The following is a 21,006-nucleotide window of genomic DNA, read 5'->3' on the forward strand; positions in this document are numbered from 1 at the left end:
GCCGTCACGGCCACAACGGAAAGCTAACCGGCGTTCACCCTCGTAGCGCCCCTCGGCGACGTGTTGCCGTCCTGCTCGAGCGAATCGTCACCACCCTGCCTGTACGTGCCCGTCTCGAGCAGGTCGCGGATCTGGATCAGCAGATCCGTCTCGCTCAGGGGTTCGTCCTCGGGTTCCTTGTCCGGCGCGAAGCGGGCCTTGGCAAGGTTGACCGGAAGAATCAGGACGAAGTACACGACCGCGGCGATGATGAAGAAGTTGATCCCCGCCGCGATCACCGCACCGATGTCGATGAAGGTGGCGTCGTTCGACGCGATGACCCGGAACCCGAAACCCATCTCGTTGTCGCCACCGACCGCTGCGATGAGCGGGTTGATGATGTTCGAGGTGAATGCGGTCACGATCGCGGTGAACGCGGCGCCCACCACCACCGCGACGGCGAGTTCGATGACGTTTCCGCGGAGCAGAAAGTCCTTGAAGCCTTTGAGCATGTGTCCCGCACGCCTTTCCGATGATCCCGTGTGGACGGGAGTGACCGCGGAATCGTAGAGCGCCGTGGCGACGGTCCCCAAACCGGCAGCTCCCGCGGACGGCCGGCAGTGCAGAATCGAGCCATGGCAACCCACGCGACGATCTATCACAATCCCCGGTGCAGCACGTCCCGGAACACCTTGAAGCTGTTGCAGGAATCGGGCATCGAGCCCACTGTGGTGAAGTACCTGGACACTCCGCCCTCACGCGAGGAACTGACGACGCTGCTCGCCGACGCCGGACTGAAGCCCAGCGAAGCGATCCGCTCCAAGGAAGCGCTGTACAAGGAACTCGGCCTCGCCGGCTCGAGCGAGGACGACCTGCTCACGGCGATGGTGGAGAATCCGATCCTCATCGAGCGGCCGCTGGTGGTCACCGACAAGGGCACCGTTCTGGCCCGCCCGGTGGACCGGGTACGCGACATCATCTGACGAGACGGCCGACGGCCGGCACGGGAACTACGCGGGGGCTCGCGACAGCGGGCACGACATGCATCGCGGGCCGCCGCGGCCGGATCCCAGCTCCGACCCGGCGATCCGCAGCACTTCGATGCCGGAATCCTCGAGCCGGGTGTTCGTCTCGACATTGCGTTCGTAGGCGACGACCACTCCCGGCGCCACGGCGAGGGTGTTGTTCCCGTCGTCCCACTGCTCGCGCTCGGCCACCACGGCGTCCAGACCGGTGTCGATCACCCGGATCTTCTCGATCCCCATCGCGTCGGCCGCAGCCTCGAGGAACGGCCGGGCGCCCGATATCCGGACTCCACCGTCGCCTGTGCTGCGAATCGTGAATGCCTGCAGAGATTCCCGAATCGCCGGATACATGACCACCGCGTCGACATCGACCATCGTGCACACGGTGTCGAGGTGCATCGACGCGCGCTGCTGCGCGATCGGCACCGCGAGCACAGTGTGCGCAATTCCGTCTTCGAAGGCGCTGCGCGCGAGAGCTTCCGCCCCCGCAGGGCTGGTGCGTTCCCCCACGCCCACGGCGATGACACCGGGTGCCGGTAACAGCACGTCCCCACCCTCGACCGGAGCGGTGTGCGATTCGTAGGCGCGGCGCACACCGAGGAATTTCGGATGGAACGCGTAGATGAGATCGGTGAGATTCGTTTCCCGTCGCCTCGCGGGCAGCGCGAGCGACGGGATTGCGACGCGCGGGCCGATCCAGAACGACGAATCGCGCGTGAAGAGCAGGTTGGGCAGCGGCTCGATCGCGAAGTCGGCGCCGTGATGCATCATCCGCACCAGCGACGGCGCGACGTCCATGCCTTCGGCGGGAAGCTCGTCGAACGTCATGCCGGCGATGAGTATCCGGGCGAGGTCCGGGGCCGGTACCCCTCGCAGATGCCCCGCGAGTTCTTCCGCCAGTGGGTGCCCGAGACGACGCGGGTCGACGGCACTGGAAATACTCTGGACCCGCGCGGCCCCGCTCACCTCGAGGGTCTCGGTGAGGAGGTCGGCCAGCAGCAGGACCTCGACACCGCGACTACGCAACAGTTCGGCGAATGCGTCGTGTTCTTCCTGCGCACGTGCCACCCACGGGAGGGCATCGAACAACAGCTGGTCATTGTTGCGAGGTGTGAGCCGCTCGAGTTCCGCGCCGGGCCGGTGCAACATCACCGCCCGGAGCGCACCGACTTCGGAATCGACACCCCACGGAGCATTCATGCTCCGAATCTAGCGAGTGCGGGCGGGTTCGGCTCGGCCGGTGAGAGGATCACACGAACGTGTCGTCGCAAGCAGGAGGCCAGCCCGTGTCAGAGTCCGCGTCCCCAGACTCCCCCGATCCGCTGGGTGAACTGGCACCGTTCGCCGGTCGGTGGACCGGTGCGGGGGAAGGCCACTACCCCACCGTCGACGACTTCGCCTACGTGGAGACGATCGAGCTGAATCCGTTGCCCGGCAAGCCTTTTCTGATGTATGTCAGCCGCACGAAACATCGCGACGACGGACGTCCGCTGCACACCGAAAACGGCTACCTCCGGCGGTCGGGCGGCGACATCGAGTTTCTCGTCTCGCAGCCCACAGGCTTCGTCGAAATCCAGCGTTCTCAGCTGTCACACGGGGTGCTCGACTTCACACCGGTGGTGTTCGAGCGGTCACCGGATGCGAAACCCGTCCGAGAGCTCAGGCGGAGGTTCGTACTCGACGGAGACACGCTGCGGTACGACCTCTGGATGGCACACGCCGACACTCCCCTCACCCACCATCTGCGCGCCGAGCTGCGGCGCGAGGGGTGACGACCCGCCGGAAGTAGTCGTCGGACACCTGTGATTCTCAGCGTGACGCCGCGCCGGCGTTCGAGCGACCAGAAACAGTTCAGCAATCGCGTCGTGGCCGACAACCTCGGTTTAGAAGAGAGTTGTGATTGGATTTGTCCTTTCACTACACGGGCTCGATCAACAGGTTTAAGAGATCGTTCTTTCCTTTCGGATCTGTCGATGTTTTCCCAGCGGCCAGCACTTTCTTGATCGCTGCTCGCAGATGGAGTGTTCGCACTACGCCGACTAGGTCTTCACCCAGTATTTCTTGCGGTCTGTCAATGATGCGGAACGCCTTGCCCCTTCCGAGCTCATTTATCAACCGATCCGCGATCGTGTCAACCCACTGAGCCTTGAGGCGCGCCTCTTCGGCCTTCCAATTGGCTTCCCAATCGCCGCCAAACAGAGTGCCGTCGGCAGCGATCTTCGCGTGATACTTTCGCCACTCCTGAAGTCCAAGCGATGCGGACTCACCGAATGCCAGCAGACCGTCAATATGACGCGTAGCGAACACCAGGTAGTACACGGGCTTCAAATCGGCACGCGGACGCACATCAATGACCCAGGTGCCTGCGCCGCCGATTCTCTCTGCAAGCCGTTGGGCATACCCCTCAACGACGGCCTGCTCAGCCGCCGCCTTGTCGTCTTCTGAAGCTACCTTGTTGGGGCACTTGTCGAGCCACGCGTACCGCCACCAGTCGCCTCCACAAACGTCGTCAATCCGTTTCAGCGAGTTCTCGACAGGTTTGTCGCTGGTCAACATGCCCGCAAAACGACGCAGGTGCGCTGTGAGGTTAATCAGGACCTCGGTCGGTGCGTTGCTACCAGGGCGGTTGAAGATACTGACAACCTCATCCATCGGGATGATTAGGCCGCACGGGTCCAGGTAGGCGAACAGTGGGATGCCGTCGACCGCATCCAAAAGGGCAGGGAGGTGTGTTGAGACATCGCCGTCAGACACTGTGACGGTCAATCCTGAGCCCTCGTCGGCTACCACGCTCCGCAGCCTGGCAACGGTATCGGGGTCCTGCTCCACAAAGTGAAGCTCGGCCCTTCGGGCAGACCTCATCGCAGCCAAGTCATGCGCGGTCTTTAGAAGCATGGCGCCGGAACCCTCGGCTCCATCATCGTATCGACCGGGCCCTGCGTACCCGTCGATGAAGGCAACCCGGTTGCCCGTAGAAGTACTGCCAGTTTTGCTCGCGAAGGGCATGGCGTACTGCTTGATGATGGCGTGCTTCAATACTGCCGCCGACTTCTTGCTCTTGTGAAACTGTTGACTCAATGCATGCCCCTGCCGAATTTGGATCGAGGAGGCCATGCTAATCGATTGAGTCACCAACGTCTTGCAACTTCCGCCTTGGCTACCAATCGGGGTCGGGACGCTTGGTTCGATGTGATGTGTATTTTAATTCCGGCCGCTGGAGCCTCGCGCTAGCGCTTCAATTCGTCGACGATGCTCGTAGTTCATCCGCGATCCCGATCTCGCGTTCCAACGGAGAGATACTAGGGCGCGGCAACAGCTGCCATCAAGGAGCAGGAGGGGTCAAGCCCGTGACGTGGTGTGCGAGGTCGTCGCGTGATTCCTCGTCGTCGGGCTATGCAGTTAACGCCGGTGTCACCTCCTCCGTCGGTTCGGTGACGGTCTCAGCAGGCTGGTTGTTGCTGCGGGAACGGGCGAGGACATCGAGTGCGAGATAGCGAGGTTTCGATCCGCTCGTCGCGCTGCTCGGCGAGCACCGCTCCGACCAGCCGGATCAATGCGGTCCGATCGGGAAAGTTCCCGACGCCGTCGGTGCGGCGCCGGATCTCCTTGTTCAGCCGCTCCTGCGGATTGTTGGACCAGATCTGTCGCCAGATCTGATTCGGAAACGCGTTGAATGCAGCAGATCTGCTCGCGCTGCGTCAAGATGTTCTGCGACTTTGGGCAGTTCGTCTCCAGGACGTCGATCACCCGTCGTATTGCGTGAACGGGGTCGGCGTCGGTTGGTCCTCGACCGAATGCAGCAGCGTCTTCACCCAAGGCAACGATGATTTCAGGGTCAGTGCCATCAGCCGGTCGAATAGTGCGTCCGGCATCGCTGACACGATGCGCCGGGCAGGGTCACGCCGACCGCGGGCACCAGGCGGGCATGCGCGTCGGAGGTCACCAACTGCACCCCCGGACAGGCCTCGGGCGACCAGTCCACGGAAGAAACCCAGCCAGCCGGTGCTGTCCTCGGCGGAGGTGAACTCGACATCCAGGATCTCACGGTTACCCTCGGCGTTGACGCCGACCTGCTCATCCAACTCTTTCGCCATGACGCGGACCTCCGACGTCGACAGCGAAGCCATCCCGGGAGTGTCGACGAGTTACTCCCTTCGCGGGTGGACACCCCGCGCAGATAGCATGTGGCGACCACCGAGGCCAGGGCCCTTCGGCCCGTCTGCGCCGTTGTAGCAACCAGTCGGAGAATACGATTCTTGCCGCAGTTTGGGGATCGCGACATCGAGGGTGCCAACTCTCGTATCGGAGCCCCGGTGCCGGTAATCGATGCTGACGTGACGCGTTCGTCACGACGCCGACCGAAGTCGGCGCCGCACAGGGTCGGCTTCGGCGCTCATCAGGGCGTCGATAAACGTCGACAGCAGGTCGCGCATAGGTCGGGGCTGGCGCCGGTCAGTGAGGTCTTCGACAAGGGGGCGCAGGTCGATATCGTGAGTAGTGGTCATCGCGTGGCCCTGTCCCGAGTGACTTTGGGCGGTCTCTTCGAGAATCACGCTGAACCGCCCCAGATCGAGTGGGGACCTCGTTCAGACCACCTCAATGCCAAGTTTTTCTAGGCGCTCATTTGATTGGGCATCTCGTTCCAGAGTTGCCCATCAAGCTGTCGTCCTAACGCCTTGGGTGTGCGGCCACCCCACTGCTTGAAGAAGAACGGGACGTCGGCCGATGTGCAAATGTCTCTGATACCACGAGCCCACGACAACTCCATCGGTCTGTAGTTCGGACCCGACTCGCCGCCGGCAATGACCCATCCAATGCCGTTGAGGTTGATGCCATCTAGCGGACCGAGCAATGGCTCGCAGGATAGGAAGCGGACCGTGGCAGGGACTTCGCGGAGGTGGTCAACTCGATTGAGCACGCTGTTGTCCTCGACCGAGACCCCCATCCACACGTTGTTGGGCCAGTCGAGCTTGTCCGCGATGCGCGCCAGTCGGAGCGACCTCTTTGTTAGCACCTGATACGTGTGCTGAGGAGTGTCAATCATGACGTCAAATACGTCACGAATGAACCCGATCGGGACTTGCGCGTGGAAGAGGTCGCTCATTGAGTTAACGAACACCACGCGCGGATTTCTCCATCGATACGGCTGGTCAAGCGACTGCGGATGGACCGTGACACCGAAGCCCGGACCGGACGTAATCGGATTGCCGTCGTTCTGGTACTTGTCGGCACCCATAGCCTTCAAACGCTTCGCGAGAGTCAGTGCGTAACAGTGGTCACACCCCGCGGAGACTCGATCGCATCCCGTGACAGGGTTCCACGTCGCTTCGGTCCACTCGATCGCCGAGTTGTCAGCCATAACTCCCACTAATCAACCGAATATTTGTTCGAACGATGGTCGTTCTATCGCACACTACTAGGTCATCCTTCGTCAAGTGCCCTCGGTCAAGAACGCCGGAGACCTCTGTGTCAACAGCAACTGAATTTTGGTTTCGCCCAAGACCCTTTGGGCGGGCCTTATGTGGGATAAGTGCACCGCTCCACGCACTTGTCTAACCTTCAACCGCGAATGATGTACGTCAGCCGCACGAAACATCGCGACGACGGACGTCCGCTGCACACCGAAAACGGCTACCTCCGGCGGTCGTGCGGCGACACCCTTCGGTACGACCTCTGGATGGCTCACGCCGACACTCCCCTCACCCACCATCTGCGCGCCGAGCTGCGGCGCGAGGGGTGACGACCCGCCGGAAGTAGTCGTTGGCCGCCTGCATGACCAGGTTGTAGGGGGCCGCGAACTTACGGGCCCACCAGTATCCGAATCGCGTGTCGAACGAGGTGTAGACGAGGAACCGGTTCTTCTTGATACCGGTGACGATGCACGCGGCCACCTTCTCGGGCGAGGCCGCGTGCTTGACGAAGCGTTGCGTGATCTTCCGGACCTCGGGACGGTCGCGATCGACACCCACGATCTGGACGCTGTCGACCAGAGGTGTGCGCACCGCGCCCGGGACCACGAGAGACACACCGATCCCGTTGCGCTTGAGGTCGAACCGCAGCACCTCCGACACCCCGCGCAGCCCGAATTTGCTCGCGCTGTACGCGGAATGCCACGGCAGCGCGAGCAGTCCGGCGGCGGAGGAGACGTTGACGAGATGCCCGCCCCGTCCAGCTTCCATCATCGGCGGCACGAAGCTCTCGATCACGTGGATGGGACCCATGAGATTGACGTCCACCATCAATTTCCAGTGCTTGTGCTCGAGCCGGTCGACGGTCCCCCACACGGACACCCCCGCCACGTTGGCGACGATGTCGAGCGCTCCGCACCGCGAGTGGACGTCGTCCGCGAAAGCGGCCACCGCGTCGTAATCCGCGATGTCGAGCGCAGCCGAATGAAGTACGACGCCTCCGTCGTCCCTGACCTGCCGGACCACTGCTTCGAGGCCGTCCGCGGCCACGTCGGTGAGGACGAGTTCGGCTCCCTCACCGGCGGCGTGGAGTGCCAGGGCGCGCCCGATTCCGCTCGCTGCGCCGGTTACCAGAAACTTGGTGCCGCGCAGGTCCTTGATCGCCATGGCGACACCCTAACGGCCATGGCGGCATTCGGTGCCGAGTCGATGATCAGAGGCGCTGTGCCATTTCCTCCTGGTACTGCTGGATGGTCCGTTCGATAGTCGTGCAGTCGTCGGTGCGACCTTCGCTGCGCGCGAGGTCTGCGCGTTCGCGCAGCACGCGGATGGCGCGGCGAAGCTCGTCATCACTCATCCTCTGGTCCATGGATCCAGTCTGAACGTTGGGGCACCACCACGCCAGCGGTCTGGCGCGCCGATTCGCCGGGTGTTCGGACGAGCCGGAGTGAATTCGTACGAGAAGGCGGCTCGCGACACACTAGATTCGGGGGCACCCCAGCAGAGGAGAGTCCTGTGGGAACGGTGGTCATGTACGGCTCGGTGTCGGTGGACGGTTTCGTCGCGGACGAGCACGACCAGCCCGGACCGCTGTTCACCTGGTTCTCCGGCGGCGACGTCCCTCTGGACGAGAGCGACGTCATCACCGTGTCGCAGACGTCCTACGACTACATCCGCCCGTACTGGGACGCGATAGGGGTGACGATCGTCGGCCGGCACGTCTTCGACATGACGGACGGCTGGGACGGGGTGCCTCCGAGCGGTGTCGACCACGTGGTCGTCGTGACCCATCGGGCGGCGCCCGAGGGTTGGGACCCCGCGGCGCCGTTTCGCTTCGTCGACAGCATCGAGGCCGCTGTGGCCGAGGCGCAGGAACTTGCGGGTGACCGCGTGGTCGAGGTTGCCGCCGGCGAGGTCGGTGGCCAGGTGTTTGCCGCGGGCCTGGTCGACGAGGTGCGCATGGACGTCGTCCCCGTCGTGTTCGGGACCGGCAAGCGTTACTTCGGGTCGGTCGACGCGCAGCGCCTTCTGGAAGATCCTGACGTGGTGATCCGGGGCAACGGGGTGCTCCACGTGCGCTATCGGGTGCGCCGCTGATCGATCCGAGCGAATGTGGGACGAGTCCCCTGCGGACCTGGGCACGGGGATACGAAAAAACCCTGCCCACCGATCACGGGAGCAGGGTTGGAACTTCGACCAAATGGTGGAGCTGAGGGGAATCGAACCCCTGACCTCTTCGATGCGAACGAAGCGCGCTACCAACTGCGCCACAGCCCCGTAGGTTCCTGACGGAACCGACTCGGAAACCTTAGCAAACCTCCCCACCCAAAACGAAATCGCGCCATCGGCACAGGTAGGGCACCTTTTCTTGCGCAACAGGCACACAGCGGAAGGCCCGCACCGACGCGGTGCGGGCCTTCTGTGCGTTCGGGTTACTGCCCCGCTGCGCGCGGGACGAAGTAGTCGCGGGGACGTTCGTCGTAACCGTGCTCGTCATAACCGTGCTCGGCGTAACGGGGCTCCTCGTAGCCCGGGTCGATGTGACCCGAGTCGTCCACGTAGTAGCCGAGGTGGTCGAAATCCGGGTCTTCGTCGTCGATTTCGAGGACCACGGCCCCCCGCCGGCGCAGACGCTCGGGGACCAGCCGGAGTTCTTCGTCGGTGCGCGACTCGACGCCGAGCCGTGACCGGTGCAGACGCGCCAGCCGGCGACGGCGGATCTCCTGCTCGAGCTGTACTTGGCGGCGGAGGTAGAAGAGGTAGCCGACGAGCGCCGCGGTCCCAGCGCCGCAGATCCACCACATCACCGACGACACGGTGAGCGCCAGCGCTGCGCTGAGGATCGCGGCGATCAGCAAGGCAAGGACCGTGCGCTGACGCGCGTCGTAGCGTTGCGCACTGGCCACGGCATCGGCGTGCGGGTCGAATCCGCCCCGGCCGCGGCGCTGCGGCACGAAGTCGCGTGCGGGCGCCCGTCCGGGACGGCGGGTACGTGCGAAATCGTCGTCCGAAGAGAAGTCTTCGTCGGTGTCTGTTCCGGGCCTGTCCTCGAGGTCTGTGTCCATGCGGTCCTCCGCTGGGTGTCCGTGCGCGTGATCACGACTCGGACGCCAGTTCGGGTCGCTGCGATGCCCGGCAGCCGGCCCACGGGGGGCGATCGGCTCGTCGTCACCGCGATGCAGAACCCTTGTCGCGAGCGCGGCGTCGGTCGTCTGCCGGATCCGTGGACGCTTGGTGACCAGCATGGGCACCAGAACGAACAACCACACGGCAACAAGCCCTATCCACAGGAGTGAATTCGGCATCCGGCGGCCCTCCTCCCAGTCGTCACCTGCTAGTCCGTCGGCGCCACCGACCTAACTCAGGCTAGCGGCATGTACACGATTACCCGTAGAGAAACGCCGACTCAGGCGACTACTGCTGCCACTCGAGTCACGCACTCCCACAGGACACATTGTTCACTCTAGTCACAGAATTCACCGGAAGCCTGAGGATTATCACTCAGGTTCGGAGTTACATTTGTTACACCGGTCGGAGGTTTCAAGACCACGTCGCGCGGCCACCCCGAACCAGGCGGTCGGACACCGAACCGGGAACCTCTTCGACGGTCATCGCCACCAGCATGTGGTCACGGAATCGGCCGTGCACGTCGAGATACCGCTGGAGCAGGCCTTCTTCGCGAAATCCGACGTTCTGGAGTACGGCGCGACTGGCAAGGTTCTCCGGACGGACGGTCGCCTCGACCCTGTGCAGACCCACGGGTCCGAAGCAGTGATCCAGCCCCAGCGCAACGGCCGCGGTGGCGACACCGAGACCGTTGACGTCCTTCTCCACCCAGTAGCCGATCCACGCAGAGCGCAGCGCCCCGCGCACGATGTTGCCGACCGTGATCTGTCCGCAGAAGCGCCCGTCGAGTTCGATGGCCATCGGGATCATGTGTCCCCGGTGCGCTTCGGCTCGCAGACTCCGGTACAGGCCGGGCCACACCGAGATGTGGTGCCGCATGTCCCACGGGGACTCTCCGGTGGGCTCCCACGGTTCGAGGTGCTCGCGGTCTCGCATCCTCAACCGACTCCACGCTGCCGCATCGCGCAGTTTGAGCGAGCGCACGGTGACGAGACCGCCCGCCACCCGCAACGGCCCCAGCCGGGCCGGCCACCCGGGATGTCGCGACATCAACCGCGCTGCCCGAGGAACGCCACGTCCACCCGGTCGCCGGCGCGCACCTCGGAGGTTTCGGGTTCCACGATCACCAGGCAGTTCGCCTCGGCGAGCGTCGCGAGGAGATGCGACGACGCGCCCGCAGCACCCCCGAGTGCCTGAACGAGATACTCCCCGGTCGCCTCGTCGCGCAGCAGTTGCCCGCGGAGGTACCCCTTCCTGCCGGGGATGGAGGTGATGGGGGCGACGGTGCGAGCCGCCACGATGCGGCGCATCGGCTGTCGCCGTCCGAGCGCGATACGAATGAGCGGCCGGACCATCACCTCGAAGACGACGAGCGCACTGACGGGGTTCGCCGGCAACAGGAACGTCGGGACCTCGTCGCGGCCGAGTCTGCCGAAGCCCTGGACCGACCCGGGGTGCATCGCAACCCGTTCCACTTCGAGGTCACCGAGATCGGACAGGGCCTCCCTGACGTCTTCGAGGGCACCGCCGCCCACCGCTCCGGCGATCACCACGATCTCGGCACGGATCAGCTGACCTTCGACCACTTCGCGGAGTCGCTTGGGGTCGGTACTCGCGATGCCGACCCGGTTCACGTCCGCCCCGGCGTCGCGTGCCGCGGCCGCCAGCGCATACGAGTTCACGTCGTATACCTGCCCGGGGCCGGGGGTGCGCTCGACGTCGACGAGTTCTCCGCCGACGGAGATCACCGAGAGCCGGGGCCGGGGATGGACGAGCACTTTGTCGCGGCCGACCGCGGCGAGCAATCCCACCTGCGCGGCACCGATGATCGTGCCGGCGCGCACCGCGACGTCACCGGGCTGCACGTCGTCGCCGGTGCGGCGGACGTAGTCGCCCGAGCGCACCGTTTTGAGCACCTTGATGCGGGCGGTCCCCTGGTCGGTGTAGTCGAGCGGCAGGACCGCGTCGGCCAGTGTCGGCAGCGGAGCACCGGTGTCCACGCGGACGGCCTGGCGGGGCTGCAACCGGATGGGCTGCCGCGACCCTGCGCGAACTTCGCCGACGACGGGCAACACCACGTCGTCGGGTCCGTCGTCGTCTCCCGACTCCGGGGACCGGCCCTCCGCGAGCCGCACATCGACACTCCGCACGGCGTAACCGTCGATCGCGGCCTGGTCGAAGCCGGGTAGCGGCCGCTCTGTGACCACTTCTTCTGCGCACAGCAAACCCTGCGCTTCCGAAATGGCCACTCGGACCGGCCGGGGTGCGACTGCTGCCGCCGTCACCCTGGCCTGTTGATCCTCAACCGACCGCATACCGCTTCTCGACCTCCAGCCAGGTGCCGCCTGTCACTGTTCCAGGCGCTCGATCAGCCACTCGCGGAGCGAGGGACCGTACTCGTCCGTGTTCAACGCAGAGTCAACCGCAGCGCGAAGGTACCCGCCGGGATTTCCGAGGTCGTGTCGGGTGCCGCGATGCACGACCACATGGACGGGGTGACCCTCGGCGATCAGCAGGGCAATGGCGTCCGTGAGCTGGAGTTCTCCGCCTGCGCCGGGCTCGATGCGACGCAGTGCGTCGAAGATCGCCCGGTCGAGCAGATAACGGCCGGCAGCGGCGAAGGTGGAGGGGGCGTCTGCGACATCCGGCTTCTCGACCATGCCGAGGACCTTGAGCACGTCGGGGTTGACGGCATCGGGAACGATCTCGACGTCGAAGACGCCGTACGCGCTCACCTGCTCCTTCGGCACGTCGATCGCGCACAGCACCGAACCGCCGCGCTTGGCACGCACACGCTGCATGATCTCGAGGACACCGACGGGCAGCACGAGATCGTCGGGCAGCAGCACGGCGATGGCTTCTTCGTCGTCGTCGAGCGCTGCTTCCGCGCACGCCACCGCGTGGCCCAGACCGAGCGGCTTCTCCTGGATCACCGACTCGACTTCGAGCAGGCCCTGCGCCTTGCGCACCTTCGCGAGCAGTTCGTACTTGCCCTTTTCTTCGAGCTTCGACTCGAGAACGAGGTCTTCGACGAAATGCGCGACGACACCGTCCTTACCGGGCGCGGTCACGATCAGCAGGCGCTCCGCGCCGGATTCGGCCGCTTCGCCCGCCACGAGCTCGATGCCCGGGGTGTCGACCACAGGAAGTAGCTCCTTGGGGACCGTCTTCGTTGCGGGGAGGAACCGCGTACCCATGCCCGCCGCCGGGACAACCGCGGTCTTGAAGCGCCACGCCGCGCCGTCCGTTTTGTTCGTCATAGACTCCCACCCTAACTTCGGCCAACCGATCGGTGGCCCCGTGATCTTAAGGCGACCCGCATGGCCCGCACTTCCAAAGCACTCTGGCGTACCCGGATTATCTCCGCGCGACACCGCGTAGAAAGCGATCTTCGCCACGTCGAAGACGAAGCACTCGCGCGCACGGCCGCATCCCTGGCCCCCGCAGGCTCGACGGTCTGCGCGTACGTTCCCGTGGGTTCGGAGCCCGGTTCGACAGCGCTTCTCGACGCGCTGGTCGCCGCCGGTGTCACCGTCCTCGTGCCGGTGACCCGTGAGGGGTCGGCGCTCTCGTGGGCGGAGTATCGCGGCGAGTCTTCGCTGGTCGCAGCGAGTTTCGGGCTACGGGAACCCGCCGGCGACGTGCTTCCGCCGGAGACGGTCGGCGACGCGCACACGGTGCTCGTACCCGCACTCGCTGTCGACGTCCGGGGCGTGCGACTGGGCCGGGGCGCGGGCTTCTACGACCGGACTCTCCACTTGGCGTCGCCCGATGCGAGGATCGTCGCCGTCGTACGCGACGACGAACTTGTCACAGAGTTGCCCGAGGATCCTCACGACATCCGCATGGGCTGGGCACTCACCCCGGAGAAAGGGCTGGTACGCCTCGGTGCGGGCAACCGTGCGGAACAACACACCCGCTAGCGTTGTTGGCACTGTCGGCGATAGAGTGCCAAAGCTGCGGTCTGACGAATACCGCGGTACGACGAACTGGCGGAGGATCAAGCGGTGCCCACCTACTCATATGCCTGCACGGCGTGCGACAACAAGTTCGACATTGTGCAGTCGTTCAGCGACGCTTCCCTGACCGAGTGCCCGGAGTGCAGCGGCAAGCTGCGCAAGCTGTTCAACTCGGTCGGGATCGTGTTCAAGGGCAGCGGCTTCTACCGCACCGACTCCCGCAGCGGCAGCACTGCAAGCGAGAGCGCGAAGAGCGACTCGAAGTCGAGCACCTCCGAGTCGGCACCGGCTGCCTCCTCGTCGAGCTCTTCCTCGACGAGCACGTCGTCGGCGAGCACGTCCTCGACCCCGGCCGCCGCAGCGAGCTGATCGGGGTTCTCCCCAGGCGCCCTGCACATCCCCAGGACGCCGGGCACACCTCTTCGCGAGACCGGCGGGCAGATCCGAACGCATAGCGTCGGCACATGCCCGTCGGTCCGTTGTCGTTTCCGCCCCGGTTCACTCCACCCGGGCGCGGCCGTCCGTCCGGCCCTTCCTCGCTCCAGCCGACCCTTCCCGACCGGATTGCCGAACGATTCCGGCCGGGCTGGGCACGTGCGGGTACCGCCCGGAAGGTGGGCGCAGGAGTTCTCGCCGTTCTCGCGACAGTCCTTGCGCTGCGCGGTGATCCGGATACCGAACGCGTGCCCGTGGTCGTGGCCGCACGGGACCTGAGCCCGGGGCGAGCACTCACCGCCGACGACCTCACCCTCTCCGAGCGCGACGCCTCCGGTCTCGCCGCAGGTTCACTCACCGACCTCGCGAATGCCGTGGGCCACACGCTCGCCGGCCCCGTGCCCGCCGGGGAAACCCTCGTCGACGCCCGTCTGGTGGGCCCACGCCTCGCGTCCGCGGCCACCGGCGTCCAGGACGCGCGCGTGGTCCCGATCCGCCTCGCGGACGCCGGAGTGGGCGAACTGCTCCGCGAAGGCGACCTCGTCGACGTCGTGACCGTCGCGGGTGCGACGGACGCCGCCGTGCCCGACGCGCACGTCCTCGCGAGGGGTGCGATCGTCGTGCTGGCCCAGCGCGCCGACTCGGCGGGCGACCGGAACGAGCGCGTGATTCTGGTTGCGCTCGAACCGGATCAGGCCACGGCCGTCGCCGCCGCGTCGCTGGTCAGTGCCTTGACGGTGACGCTGCACTGAGCCCGCGGGCCGGTCCCGGACTGTCGGCGCACCCGAGTGCGGTCGGCACCGAACTGCCTGAGACGGCCATACCGAACGCCCGGCCGGTTTATCGTCAGCCTGTGGATGTGATCCACCGCACGTGCCCGCGCTCGTCGCCGGAACCCTTGCACGAAGGAGAGCACCATGCTTAAAGGCTTCAAGGACTTCCTCCTCCGGGGTAACGTCCTCGACCTCGCCGTCGCGGTGGTGGTCGGAACAGCGTTCACCGCGATCGTCACCGCCTTCACGACATACGTCATCGAGCCGCTGATCGCCGCGCTGGGCGGCGACAACGAATTGGGTTGGGGCTTCCAGATCCTCGCCGACAATCCGACCACGTTCATCAACGTGGGTGCGGTGATCACGGCCGCGATCAACTTCATCATCATCGCCGCGGTCGTGTACTTCGTGCTCATCCTTCCCGCCAACGCGGCGAAGAAGAAGTTCGTCACCGAGGAGGCGGACAAAGAGGCGAGTGCCGAAGATTTGCTCATCCAGATCCGCGACATCCTCGAAGCGCAGGCCGGCACGCCGGGCCAGGGCGGCGGGCACACCCGGTCCACGCCGGATCTGTCGTAGACCTTCCGCACGAAAAAGGCTGGGCCCACTCGGATTTCCGAGTGGGCCCAGCCTGTGGTGCGGTTCGGCAGCTGCCGGACGTCTACTTAGACGGTCCAGACCTGACCGTAGGTGGTGACGTTGTCGCCGTTCGCGGTGATCGCGCGGACGAACGGACGCACCTGGACAGCGCCGAGGACGCCGGAAGCGGTGCCGTGGACGTTGGCGAACTGAACGGTCTTGAAGTCACCGTCGAACTCGCCCTCGGCGACGACGAGCTCCTCGATGCCCGGAGCCGGGGTCAGCTCGAGCTCGGCGTATGCCTGCGGGAGGATGTCGGTGACCGTAGCGTCGACCACAGTGGTCGGATCGAGGCCGAGCTCGAGGCCGGGAGTGGAGTAGGTGACGCCGATGGCGCCGTCGATGCTGCCGGCCCATGCGAACTGGTAACCGAACTGGAAGGTGGTGCCCTCCGCGTCGGCTGCACCCTCACCGAGGATGTTGGCGGTGCCGCGGCCGTTGTGGAAGAACTCGCGGTTGAACGGGCTTCCGCCGAGGGCCGGAACGCCCTGGATGAAGGTGTCTTCCTGCGTCACGACGACCTCGAGGCCGTCGGAGACGATGCGGTTCTGATCGTTGACCTCGGCCGAAGCGGCACCGGAGGCACCGAGGACCAGACCGAGAACGGCGGCACCGGCCACAGTGGCGTTACGGGCGGCCTTGAAGCCACGCGACTTGATTCCCATGATTACTCCGTTTTTGGTGGTGGGTACTACTGGTGGGATGGGCAGTGCAGGACTCAGAGGGTCCAGACCTGGCCGTAGGTCGTGACGTTGTCGCCGTTCGCGGTGATGGCGCGCACGAACGGACGCAGCGAGACCGGGCCGATGACGCCGGTGGCGGCACCGTGAACGTTGGCGATCTGAACTTCCTTGAAGTCGCCGTCGAATTCGCCTTCGGCGACCACGACTTCTTCGATCCCGGGTGCCGGGGTGAGCTCCACGGCCGCGGTGGCCTGCGGGAGGATGTCGCTGACCGTGGTGTCGATCGGGCCGACCTCGGGCGCGTAGACCTGAACGCCGTCGACCTCGACCGGGTTGCCTTCGTCATCCAGGACCGGCACGAACGTCGTGGTGGCCGAGGCCTCCAGCTGCGGGCTGCTCCAGCTGAAGCCGATCGAGCCGTCGATCGACGCCGACCATGCGACCTGGTAGCCGAACTGGAAGGTCGTGCCCTCGAAATCGGCGGCGTCGGGGCCGACGATGTTTGCGAGACCACGCCCGTTGTGGAACCACTCACGGCTCAGGGGGCTGCCACCGATCGGGGGCACACCCTGAATGAAGGTGTCCTCCTGAGTGACGATGACTTCGTTGCCGTCGGAGACGATCCGGTTCTGGTCGTTGACCTCTGCGCTCGCGGCGCCGGTCGATCCGAGAACCAGACCGGCCACGGCGGCCGCCGCCACCGTGGCGTTGCGGGCGGCTCTGAAACCGCGTCGCGTCTGAATCTTCATGAATGCCTCATCCGTTCTCTGAGTGCCGGGTGGCGCACCCGCGTCCGGCACTGCTGGTCGCCCTCGTCGCCCGCGAAGGCGTTCTCCACAGCGAACGCACCGCCGGAGTGCCCGCCGGTGCGTTCGGTGCGTCAATCGTCCACACGGTTTTGCGTTACCGATTCGAGATCGAAGAGCCGGTGTGTGAGACCTCTCCGCGACCTGATCGAACCTGAGAGGGAGATTAGACCGTGACCTTTCGCGGGGCAACGGCTAGAGATTCATGCGAGCCGGACATTCGGGGCTGTGAGCCCGTCGCTCCACGAGGCTGTCTGTACTCGCGCCCACAACGGGCGAATGTGACGGCGTTCTCGTGCCTCCCGGACAGACGAGTCCGGGCGAGAATGCGTTTCAGCAGGTGAGAGTGGGGATTCCCCGGGCAGGCGACGTAGAAACCTCTCGGGATTGTGTCGGGGGGCACAGGATCTGCCTGGTGGTGAACGAGGACGCGAACCGAACGGAATGTTTCGGGAACGTTTCGTTGCCGCCTATAACGGGTTCATCTCAGAGTAAGGTGAGCCTCACCAACGTGAGGTAGATCACACATGTCCGTGGTGTGGAGGCACTTGCTGACGCAGCCATTCGTCGGAATCGCGCCCACCTTCTCGCCTCTCCTCCCCTCCGCCCCGTTCGTCACGGGTGGTCTCGGGAAGCACGTCGCCGAAGATGCGCGCGAGCCGCGCCCGGTCGATCCGGGCGCGGCTCGGGGACGGTGACGCAGGCCGATCGGCTGCGTTGTCGGCGGGGGTCCCGCACGACTCGTCGTTCGAAATGGTCCTACTCCTCCACTCGCGAGAATTCCTGAATCACATGTGCCGCCAGCGGCAGCAACGTCGCCATGCCGTCCCTGATCGCGGCGCGCGACGACGGCAGGTTGGCGACCAGCGTCGAGCCGGACACCCCCACGAGCCCGCGCGACAATCCGGCATGCACATTGCCGGACGCCAGACCGGACGCACGTAGCGCCTCGGTGATGCCGCGGATCTCGTGATCGAGGACGTCGGCCGTGGCGTCGGGAGTCACATCACGGGGCATGACACCGGTGCCACCCACCGAGATCACCAGATCGACACCGCCGATCACGGCGGTATTGAGTGCATTGCGGATCTCGACCTCGTCTGCCGCGACCGTAACCACACCGTCCACCGCGTATCCGGCTTCCACCAGCAGCTCGGTGACGAGCGGACCGGCCGCGTCGGGGCTGTCCCCGTGGGAGACCCGGTCGTCGACGATGACGACCAGGGCGCGGCCGATTCTCAGGTCTTCGAGTTCCATGACACCCACGGTAGTTCGCGGCTGCGGCGGACGCGCTGCATGCGCAGAATTGTGAGCTATGTCCATTTTTCGGCTCCTCGCCGCTCTACCCCGACGTCGTTTCGACATCGACGGTGTTCTGGTTCCCGTTCGCATCCTGGTAGGTGATCTTCACCGTCTCGCCAGGAGCATGCGAACGGATCGCCGCGATCAGCGCATCACCGTCGGTGATGACCCGATCGTCGACCTTGACGATGAGAGAGCCGGCGGGAATTCCCGCACGCTCGGCAGGCCCGCCCGCGACCACTTCGGCGACACGCGCGCCGTTGTCCTGGCTCTGGGACGGCACCTGGACGCCGATGACGGCGTGCTGCGCCGTCCCGGTATCGATCAGTTGATCGGCGATACGACGAGCCTGGTTGACGGGGATGGCGAAGCCCAGCCCGATCGATCCGGACTGCGACCCGGCCGTGGCGATCGCGGTGTTGATCCCGACGAGACGCCCCTCCATGTCGACGAGCGCGCCGCCCGAGTTCCCCGGGTTGATCGCGGCGTCGGTCTGGATCGCGTCGATGACCGAACTCTGGTTACCCGTCTGCCCACTGGTGGACACCGGCCGTTCGAGTGCGGAGACGATGCCCGCGGTGACCGTGCTCTCCAGCCCGAGCGGTGAACCGACGGCGACGACTTCCTGTCCCACCTGGATGTTGTCGGAGTTGCCCAGTTCGATCGGGGTGAGATCGTTGCGGCCCTCGGTCCGGATCACGGCGATATCGGAGACGGCATCGGCCCCTTCGATCGTCGCGGGAGCCGAGGTGCCGTCGGAGAAGTACACCGTGAGCTGTCCTCCGCCGCCCGCACCCTCGACGACGTGGTTGTTCGTGAGGATCAACCCATCCGAGGAGAGAACGACGCCCGAGCCTTCACCGCTGCTGTTGCGACCCATCACCTCGATCCGCACCACACTCGGCACCACTTTCTGGGCGACCGCCTGGACGCTGCCCTCGGGTGCCTCGACGACCGTGACGTTCTCCTCCGCGGGCGTATCGAGCGAGTTGACCACCGCGGTACCGCCACCGGAATCCTTGACCGCCCACGCGCCTACTGCCCCACCGATGCCGCCACTGACGATCGCGAGTGCGATCGCGCCGACCGCCAGCGCCGAACGGCCGGGCATACGCCCCGTGCCCCGGGTCTGCTGTGGGTACGGCCCCTGTGGATACGGGCCGGTGGGCTGACCCGGGCCGTACGGCCCCGGCGACTGGCCCGGGCCGGTAGCGCCCGTCGGTTGCGCCGGCCCGTACGGACCGGTGGGCTGCCCTTGCCCATAGGGGTGCGGTTGCGGCGAACCTGCGCCGCGGGTGGGGTCATCGTTCATGGTCATCGCCTTCATCCGATTCGAGCACCAGGACGAGCGTCCGGTCGCCCGAAGCGCGGTGGCGCTTCGGCGTCCGCTTCCCAGGATGGACTGCTCATCTGAGAACCGGCTTAATATTCGGCTCCTAAATCCCTGTCAGTCCGCGACGGCCCGGTCCGCTACGCCCGGTCGGTCCCGGTGTCGTCACCGAGATCGGGGGTTCCCGGCAGCACAATGCGGATCAGCGCCCCACCTCGCTCCGAACGGTCGACGGCGATGGTGCCGCCGTGCTTCATGACGATCTGCCGGACGATGGCCAGGCCGAGGCCCGAGCCCGGCATCGAGCGAGCGCTCGTCGCGCGGTAGAAACGCTCGAAAACCAGTTCGCGTTCTTCTTCCGGGATGCCTGGGCCGGCGTCGTCCACAGTGATTTCCATCAGGCCGGGGCCGATCTGCCGCATCCGCACGAACACCTCTGCTCCGGCGGGACTCCATTTCGCCGCGTTGTCGAGGACGTTGACCATCGCTCGGGTGAGTGCGGCGTGGTCGCTGAACACGTACCACGGCTCGGTGACCGCGGTGAAGACCACGTCGGTCCGTCGTCGTCGTGCCCGCTCGAGACTCCGATCGACCACCTCCGCGATGTCCACGGCCTCGAACACCGCCTCCGGCGCGTCCTCGCGCGCAAGATCCACCAGGTCCCCGACCAGCGTGGACAACTCTTCGATCTGCCCGACGACGTCTTCGCGAAGCTCTGCCATGTCCTCGGGGGGCAGACTCCGCGCACCGGGTCTACTGGCCGCGATGAGCAGTTCCATGTTGGTGCGCAGCGAGGTCAGCGGCGTTTTCAGCTCGTGTCCCGCATCCGCGACCAGCCTGCTCTGCCGTTCGCGCGACTCGGCGAGCGCCCGCAACATCATGTTGAAACTCTCGGTGAGCCTCGCCAGCTCGTCGTGTCCGCTCACCCGGATCGGCCTCAGGTCGTCGGTGCGCGCGACCCGCTCGGCGGCGGCCGTCAGCCGCGCGACCGGTCTCAGGCCCGTCCGGCCCACGGTCGCTCCCACGGCCGCGGCCAGCACGACGCCACACCCACCGACGACGAAGAGCACGCTCGCCATCCGGTTCAGCACTTCCACGGTGGGCCGCAGCCGTTGTGCGATGACCACCGTGCTGCCGCCGGGCATGCGCTGGGCGAGGACGCGTTGCTGGTCGACCGTCCGTAACGACGACTCGCGCTCGCCCTCCGCCACGGCCAGCTCCGGTTCGCCGATCGGAACCGACGATCCGGGCGGGACGTACCGGCTCAGGTCGCTGTAGATCAGCGCAACGCTGATGTCGGAACTGTAGAGCTGGGCGCCACCGATGTATCGCGGGTCGTAGGTGATGAGCGTGCTCGACTCGACCAGCGCCTCGGCGCGGGCACGAAGTTGCTGATCGACGTCGGAATACAGCGCGCGGGCCACGACGGCATATGCGGCGATCGAGGTGACCGCCACGGCGAGGGCGACAGCGCCTGCCGCGAGCAGTGTGACGCGGGTGCGCAGGGGCACCGACCGCGTCAGCAGCATCGGCGGCCGCAT

General features: G+C 65.8%; 22 protein-coding genes, 1 tRNA gene and 2 pseudogenes. 8 read left to right on the plus strand and 17 right to left on the minus strand.

The window, feature by feature from the left end; all coding sequences use genetic code 11:
• Positions 1–23: 23 nt before the first annotated feature.
• Entirely contained in the window at positions 24–491 is a 468-nt protein-coding gene (gene mscL / locus HF886_RS13435) for a large conductance mechanosensitive channel protein MscL (RefSeq protein ID WP_169621467.1), read from the minus strand.
• Between the two features lie 123 nt (positions 492–614).
• On the opposite strand from mscL (HF886_RS13435), the gene arsC reads away from it, so the two are divergent.
• Positions 615–962, plus strand: a complete 348-nt coding sequence (arsC, locus tag HF886_RS13440; RefSeq protein ID WP_169652548.1) for an arsenate reductase (glutaredoxin) — start codon at positions 615–617, stop codon at positions 960–962.
• A gap of 27 nt (positions 963–989) precedes the next feature.
• Here arsC and arcA read toward each other — a convergent pair whose 3' ends face one another.
• Positions 990–2,204 (minus strand): arginine deiminase, encoded by a 1,215-nt coding sequence (gene arcA, locus HF886_RS13445; protein WP_169652549.1) that lies wholly within the window; start codon positions 2,202–2,204, stop codon positions 990–992.
• Positions 2,205–2,290: 86 nt separating this feature from the next.
• Here arcA and HF886_RS13450 point away from each other — a divergent pair, with 86 nt between their 5' ends.
• Complete coding sequence (locus HF886_RS13450) at positions 2,291–2,776, plus strand: FABP family protein (RefSeq protein ID WP_169621464.1); 486 nt, start codon at positions 2,291–2,293, stop codon at positions 2,774–2,776.
• A 145-nt stretch (positions 2,777–2,921) separates the two neighbouring features.
• Here HF886_RS13450 and tcmP read toward each other — a convergent pair whose 3' ends face one another.
• From tcmP to HF886_RS13465, 3 genes and pseudogenes are all read right to left on the minus strand, one after another.
• On the minus strand, positions 2,922–4,118 hold the full coding sequence (gene tcmP, locus HF886_RS13455; protein ID WP_169652550.1) for a three-Cys-motif partner protein TcmP: 1,197 nt from the start codon (positions 4,116–4,118) through the stop codon (positions 2,922–2,924).
• Between the two features lie 277 nt (positions 4,119–4,395).
• Positions 4,396–5,509, minus strand: a pseudogene (locus HF886_RS13460) (transposase).
• A 107-nt stretch (positions 5,510–5,616) separates the two neighbouring features.
• Positions 5,617–6,363 (minus strand): phage Gp37/Gp68 family protein, encoded by a 747-nt coding sequence (locus HF886_RS13465; RefSeq protein WP_169652551.1) that lies wholly within the window; start codon positions 6,361–6,363, stop codon positions 5,617–5,619.
• Between the two features lie 201 nt (positions 6,364–6,564).
• On the opposite strand from HF886_RS13465, the pseudogene HF886_RS21405 reads away from it, so the two are divergent.
• Positions 6,565–6,744: pseudogene (locus tag HF886_RS21405) on the plus strand (FABP family protein); the annotation flags it as partial.
• Here HF886_RS21405 and HF886_RS13475 read toward each other — a convergent pair.
• Positions 6,704–7,579: an SDR family oxidoreductase gene (locus tag HF886_RS13475; protein ID WP_169621463.1), complete on the minus strand. Its 876-nt coding sequence runs from the start codon at positions 7,577–7,579 to the stop codon at positions 6,704–6,706. The pseudogene HF886_RS21405 and the gene HF886_RS13475 overlap by 41 nt on opposite strands.
• 46 nt (positions 7,580–7,625) lie before the next feature.
• Positions 7,626–7,769 (minus strand): hypothetical protein, encoded by a 144-nt coding sequence (locus tag HF886_RS13480; protein ID WP_169621429.1) that lies wholly within the window; start codon positions 7,767–7,769, stop codon positions 7,626–7,628.
• Positions 7,770–7,927: 158 nt separating this feature from the next.
• Here HF886_RS13480 and HF886_RS13485 point away from each other — a divergent pair, with 158 nt between their 5' ends.
• Positions 7,928–8,509 carry a dihydrofolate reductase family protein gene (locus HF886_RS13485; RefSeq protein ID WP_169652552.1) on the plus strand — a complete coding sequence of 194 codons (582 nt, stop codon included), beginning with the start codon at positions 7,928–7,930 and terminating at the stop codon, positions 8,507–8,509.
• Between the two features lie 104 nt (positions 8,510–8,613).
• Here the strand turns inward: HF886_RS13485 and HF886_RS13490 are convergent.
• From HF886_RS13490 to HF886_RS13510, 5 genes are all read right to left on the minus strand, one after another.
• Positions 8,614–8,689 (minus strand) — tRNA-Ala (locus tag HF886_RS13490).
• A 155-nt stretch (positions 8,690–8,844) separates the two neighbouring features.
• Positions 8,845–9,717, minus strand: coding sequence for a gephyrin-like molybdotransferase receptor GlpR (gene glpR, locus HF886_RS13495; protein WP_169652553.1), 873 nt, complete (start codon positions 9,715–9,717; stop codon positions 8,845–8,847).
• Between the two features lie 235 nt (positions 9,718–9,952).
• Positions 9,953–10,588, minus strand: coding sequence for a GNAT family protein (locus tag HF886_RS13500; protein ID WP_169621461.1), 636 nt, complete (start codon positions 10,586–10,588; stop codon positions 9,953–9,955).
• On the minus strand, positions 10,588–11,853 hold the full coding sequence (gene glp / locus HF886_RS13505; protein ID WP_169652554.1) for a gephyrin-like molybdotransferase Glp: 1,266 nt from the start codon (positions 11,851–11,853) through the stop codon (positions 10,588–10,590). Before glp ends, HF886_RS13500 begins: the two co-directional genes overlap by 1 nt.
• Positions 11,854–11,886: 33 nt before the next feature.
• Positions 11,887–12,798 carry a UTP--glucose-1-phosphate uridylyltransferase gene (locus tag HF886_RS13510; protein WP_169621459.1) on the minus strand — a complete coding sequence of 304 codons (912 nt, stop codon included), beginning with the start codon at positions 12,796–12,798 and terminating at the stop codon, positions 11,887–11,889.
• A gap of 60 nt (positions 12,799–12,858) precedes the next feature.
• On the opposite strand from HF886_RS13510, the gene HF886_RS13515 reads away from it, so the two are divergent.
• The 4 genes from HF886_RS13515 (at position 12,859) to mscL (HF886_RS13530) (ending at position 15,284) form a co-directional block, all read left to right on the plus strand.
• Positions 12,859–13,461 carry a 5-formyltetrahydrofolate cyclo-ligase gene (locus tag HF886_RS13515; RefSeq protein WP_169652555.1) on the plus strand — a complete coding sequence of 201 codons (603 nt, stop codon included), beginning with the start codon at positions 12,859–12,861 and terminating at the stop codon, positions 13,459–13,461.
• Positions 13,462–13,545: 84 nt separating this feature from the next.
• On the plus strand, positions 13,546–13,866 hold the full coding sequence (locus HF886_RS13520; protein ID WP_169652556.1) for an FmdB family zinc ribbon protein: 321 nt from the start codon (positions 13,546–13,548) through the stop codon (positions 13,864–13,866).
• A 95-nt stretch (positions 13,867–13,961) separates the two neighbouring features.
• Positions 13,962–14,684, plus strand: a complete 723-nt coding sequence (locus HF886_RS13525) for an SAF domain-containing protein (protein WP_169652557.1) — start codon at positions 13,962–13,964, stop codon at positions 14,682–14,684.
• Between the two features lie 165 nt (positions 14,685–14,849).
• Positions 14,850–15,284: a large conductance mechanosensitive channel protein MscL gene (gene mscL, locus HF886_RS13530; RefSeq protein WP_169652558.1), complete on the plus strand. Its 435-nt coding sequence runs from the start codon at positions 14,850–14,852 to the stop codon at positions 15,282–15,284.
• A gap of 86 nt (positions 15,285–15,370) precedes the next feature.
• On the opposite strand, the gene HF886_RS13535 is transcribed toward mscL (HF886_RS13530), so the two are convergent.
• The 5 genes from HF886_RS13535 to HF886_RS13555 all read right to left on the minus strand — a co-directional run bounded on the left by HF886_RS13535 (position 15,371) and on the right by HF886_RS13555 (position 21,006).
• Positions 15,371–16,009 carry an MspA family porin gene (locus HF886_RS13535; protein ID WP_169652559.1) on the minus strand — a complete coding sequence of 213 codons (639 nt, stop codon included), beginning with the start codon at positions 16,007–16,009 and terminating at the stop codon, positions 15,371–15,373.
• 53 nt (positions 16,010–16,062) lie between these two features.
• Complete coding sequence (locus tag HF886_RS13540; RefSeq protein WP_169652560.1) at positions 16,063–16,776, minus strand: MspA family porin; 714 nt, start codon at positions 16,774–16,776, stop codon at positions 16,063–16,065.
• Between the two features lie 816 nt (positions 16,777–17,592).
• Positions 17,593–18,090 (minus strand): MogA/MoaB family molybdenum cofactor biosynthesis protein, encoded by a 498-nt coding sequence (locus tag HF886_RS13545; protein WP_206037042.1) that lies wholly within the window; start codon positions 18,088–18,090, stop codon positions 17,593–17,595.
• A gap of 85 nt (positions 18,091–18,175) precedes the next feature.
• Positions 18,176–19,447, minus strand: a complete 1,272-nt coding sequence (locus HF886_RS13550) for a trypsin-like peptidase domain-containing protein (protein WP_169652579.1) — start codon at positions 19,445–19,447, stop codon at positions 18,176–18,178.
• Between the two features lie 158 nt (positions 19,448–19,605).
• Positions 19,606–21,006, minus strand: coding sequence for a HAMP domain-containing sensor histidine kinase (locus HF886_RS13555; RefSeq protein WP_169652580.1), 1,401 nt, complete (start codon positions 21,004–21,006; stop codon positions 19,606–19,608).

It is taken from the genome of Rhodococcus sp. 105337 (genome assembly GCF_012844225.1).
GTDB lineage: Bacteria > Actinomycetota > Actinomycetes > Mycobacteriales > Mycobacteriaceae > Rhodococcus.

What these genes read in the sequence shown, in the direction of transcription:
- mscL (WP_169621467.1), bottom strand. Translation starts at nt 491, where the DNA reads ATGCTCAAAGGCTTCAAGGACTTTCTGCTCCGCGGAAACGTCATCGAA.
- arsC (WP_169652548.1), top strand. Translation starts at nt 615, where the DNA reads ATGGCAACCCACGCGACGATCTATCACAATCCCCGGTGCAGCACGTCC.
- arcA (WP_169652549.1), bottom strand. Translation starts at nt 2,204, where the DNA reads ATGAATGCTCCGTGGGGTGTCGATTCCGAAGTCGGTGCGCTCCGGGCG.
- tcmP (WP_169652550.1), bottom strand. Translation starts at nt 4,118, where the DNA reads ATGGCCTCCTCGATCCAAATTCGGCAGGGGCATGCATTGAGTCAACAG.
- HF886_RS13465 (WP_169652551.1), bottom strand. Translation starts at nt 6,363, where the DNA reads ATGGCTGACAACTCGGCGATCGAGTGGACCGAAGCGACGTGGAACCCT.
- HF886_RS13475 (WP_169621463.1), bottom strand. Translation starts at nt 7,579, where the DNA reads ATGGCGATCAAGGACCTGCGCGGCACCAAGTTTCTGGTAACCGGCGCA.
- HF886_RS13480 (WP_169621429.1), bottom strand. Translation starts at nt 7,769, where the DNA reads ATGAGTGATGACGAGCTTCGCCGCGCCATCCGCGTGCTGCGCGAACGC.
- glpR (WP_169652553.1), bottom strand. Translation starts at nt 9,717, where the DNA reads ATGCCGAATTCACTCCTGTGGATAGGGCTTGTTGCCGTGTGGTTGTTC.
- HF886_RS13500 (WP_169621461.1), bottom strand. Translation starts at nt 10,588, where the DNA reads ATGTCGCGACATCCCGGGTGGCCGGCCCGGCTGGGGCCGTTGCGGGTG.
- glp (WP_169652554.1), bottom strand. Translation starts at nt 11,853, where the DNA reads ATGCGGTCGGTTGAGGATCAACAGGCCAGGGTGACGGCGGCAGCAGTC.
- HF886_RS13510 (WP_169621459.1), bottom strand. Translation starts at nt 12,798, where the DNA reads ATGACGAACAAAACGGACGGCGCGGCGTGGCGCTTCAAGACCGCGGTT.
- HF886_RS13515 (WP_169652555.1), top strand. Translation starts at nt 12,859, where the DNA reads ATGGCCCGCACTTCCAAAGCACTCTGGCGTACCCGGATTATCTCCGCG.
- HF886_RS13525 (WP_169652557.1), top strand. Translation starts at nt 13,962, where the DNA reads ATGCCCGTCGGTCCGTTGTCGTTTCCGCCCCGGTTCACTCCACCCGGG.
- mscL (WP_169652558.1), top strand. Translation starts at nt 14,850, where the DNA reads ATGCTTAAAGGCTTCAAGGACTTCCTCCTCCGGGGTAACGTCCTCGAC.
- HF886_RS13535 (WP_169652559.1), bottom strand. Translation starts at nt 16,009, where the DNA reads ATGGGAATCAAGTCGCGTGGCTTCAAGGCCGCCCGTAACGCCACTGTG.
- HF886_RS13540 (WP_169652560.1), bottom strand. Translation starts at nt 16,776, where the DNA reads ATGAAGATTCAGACGCGACGCGGTTTCAGAGCCGCCCGCAACGCCACG.
- HF886_RS13545 (WP_206037042.1), bottom strand. Translation starts at nt 18,090, where the DNA reads ATGGAACTCGAAGACCTGAGAATCGGCCGCGCCCTGGTCGTCATCGTC.
- HF886_RS13550 (WP_169652579.1), bottom strand. Translation starts at nt 19,447, where the DNA reads ATGAACGATGACCCCACCCGCGGCGCAGGTTCGCCGCAACCGCACCCC.
- HF886_RS13555 (WP_169652580.1), bottom strand. Translation starts at nt 21,006, where the DNA reads ATGCGGCCGCCGATGCTGCTGACGCGGTCGGTGCCCCTGCGCACCCGC.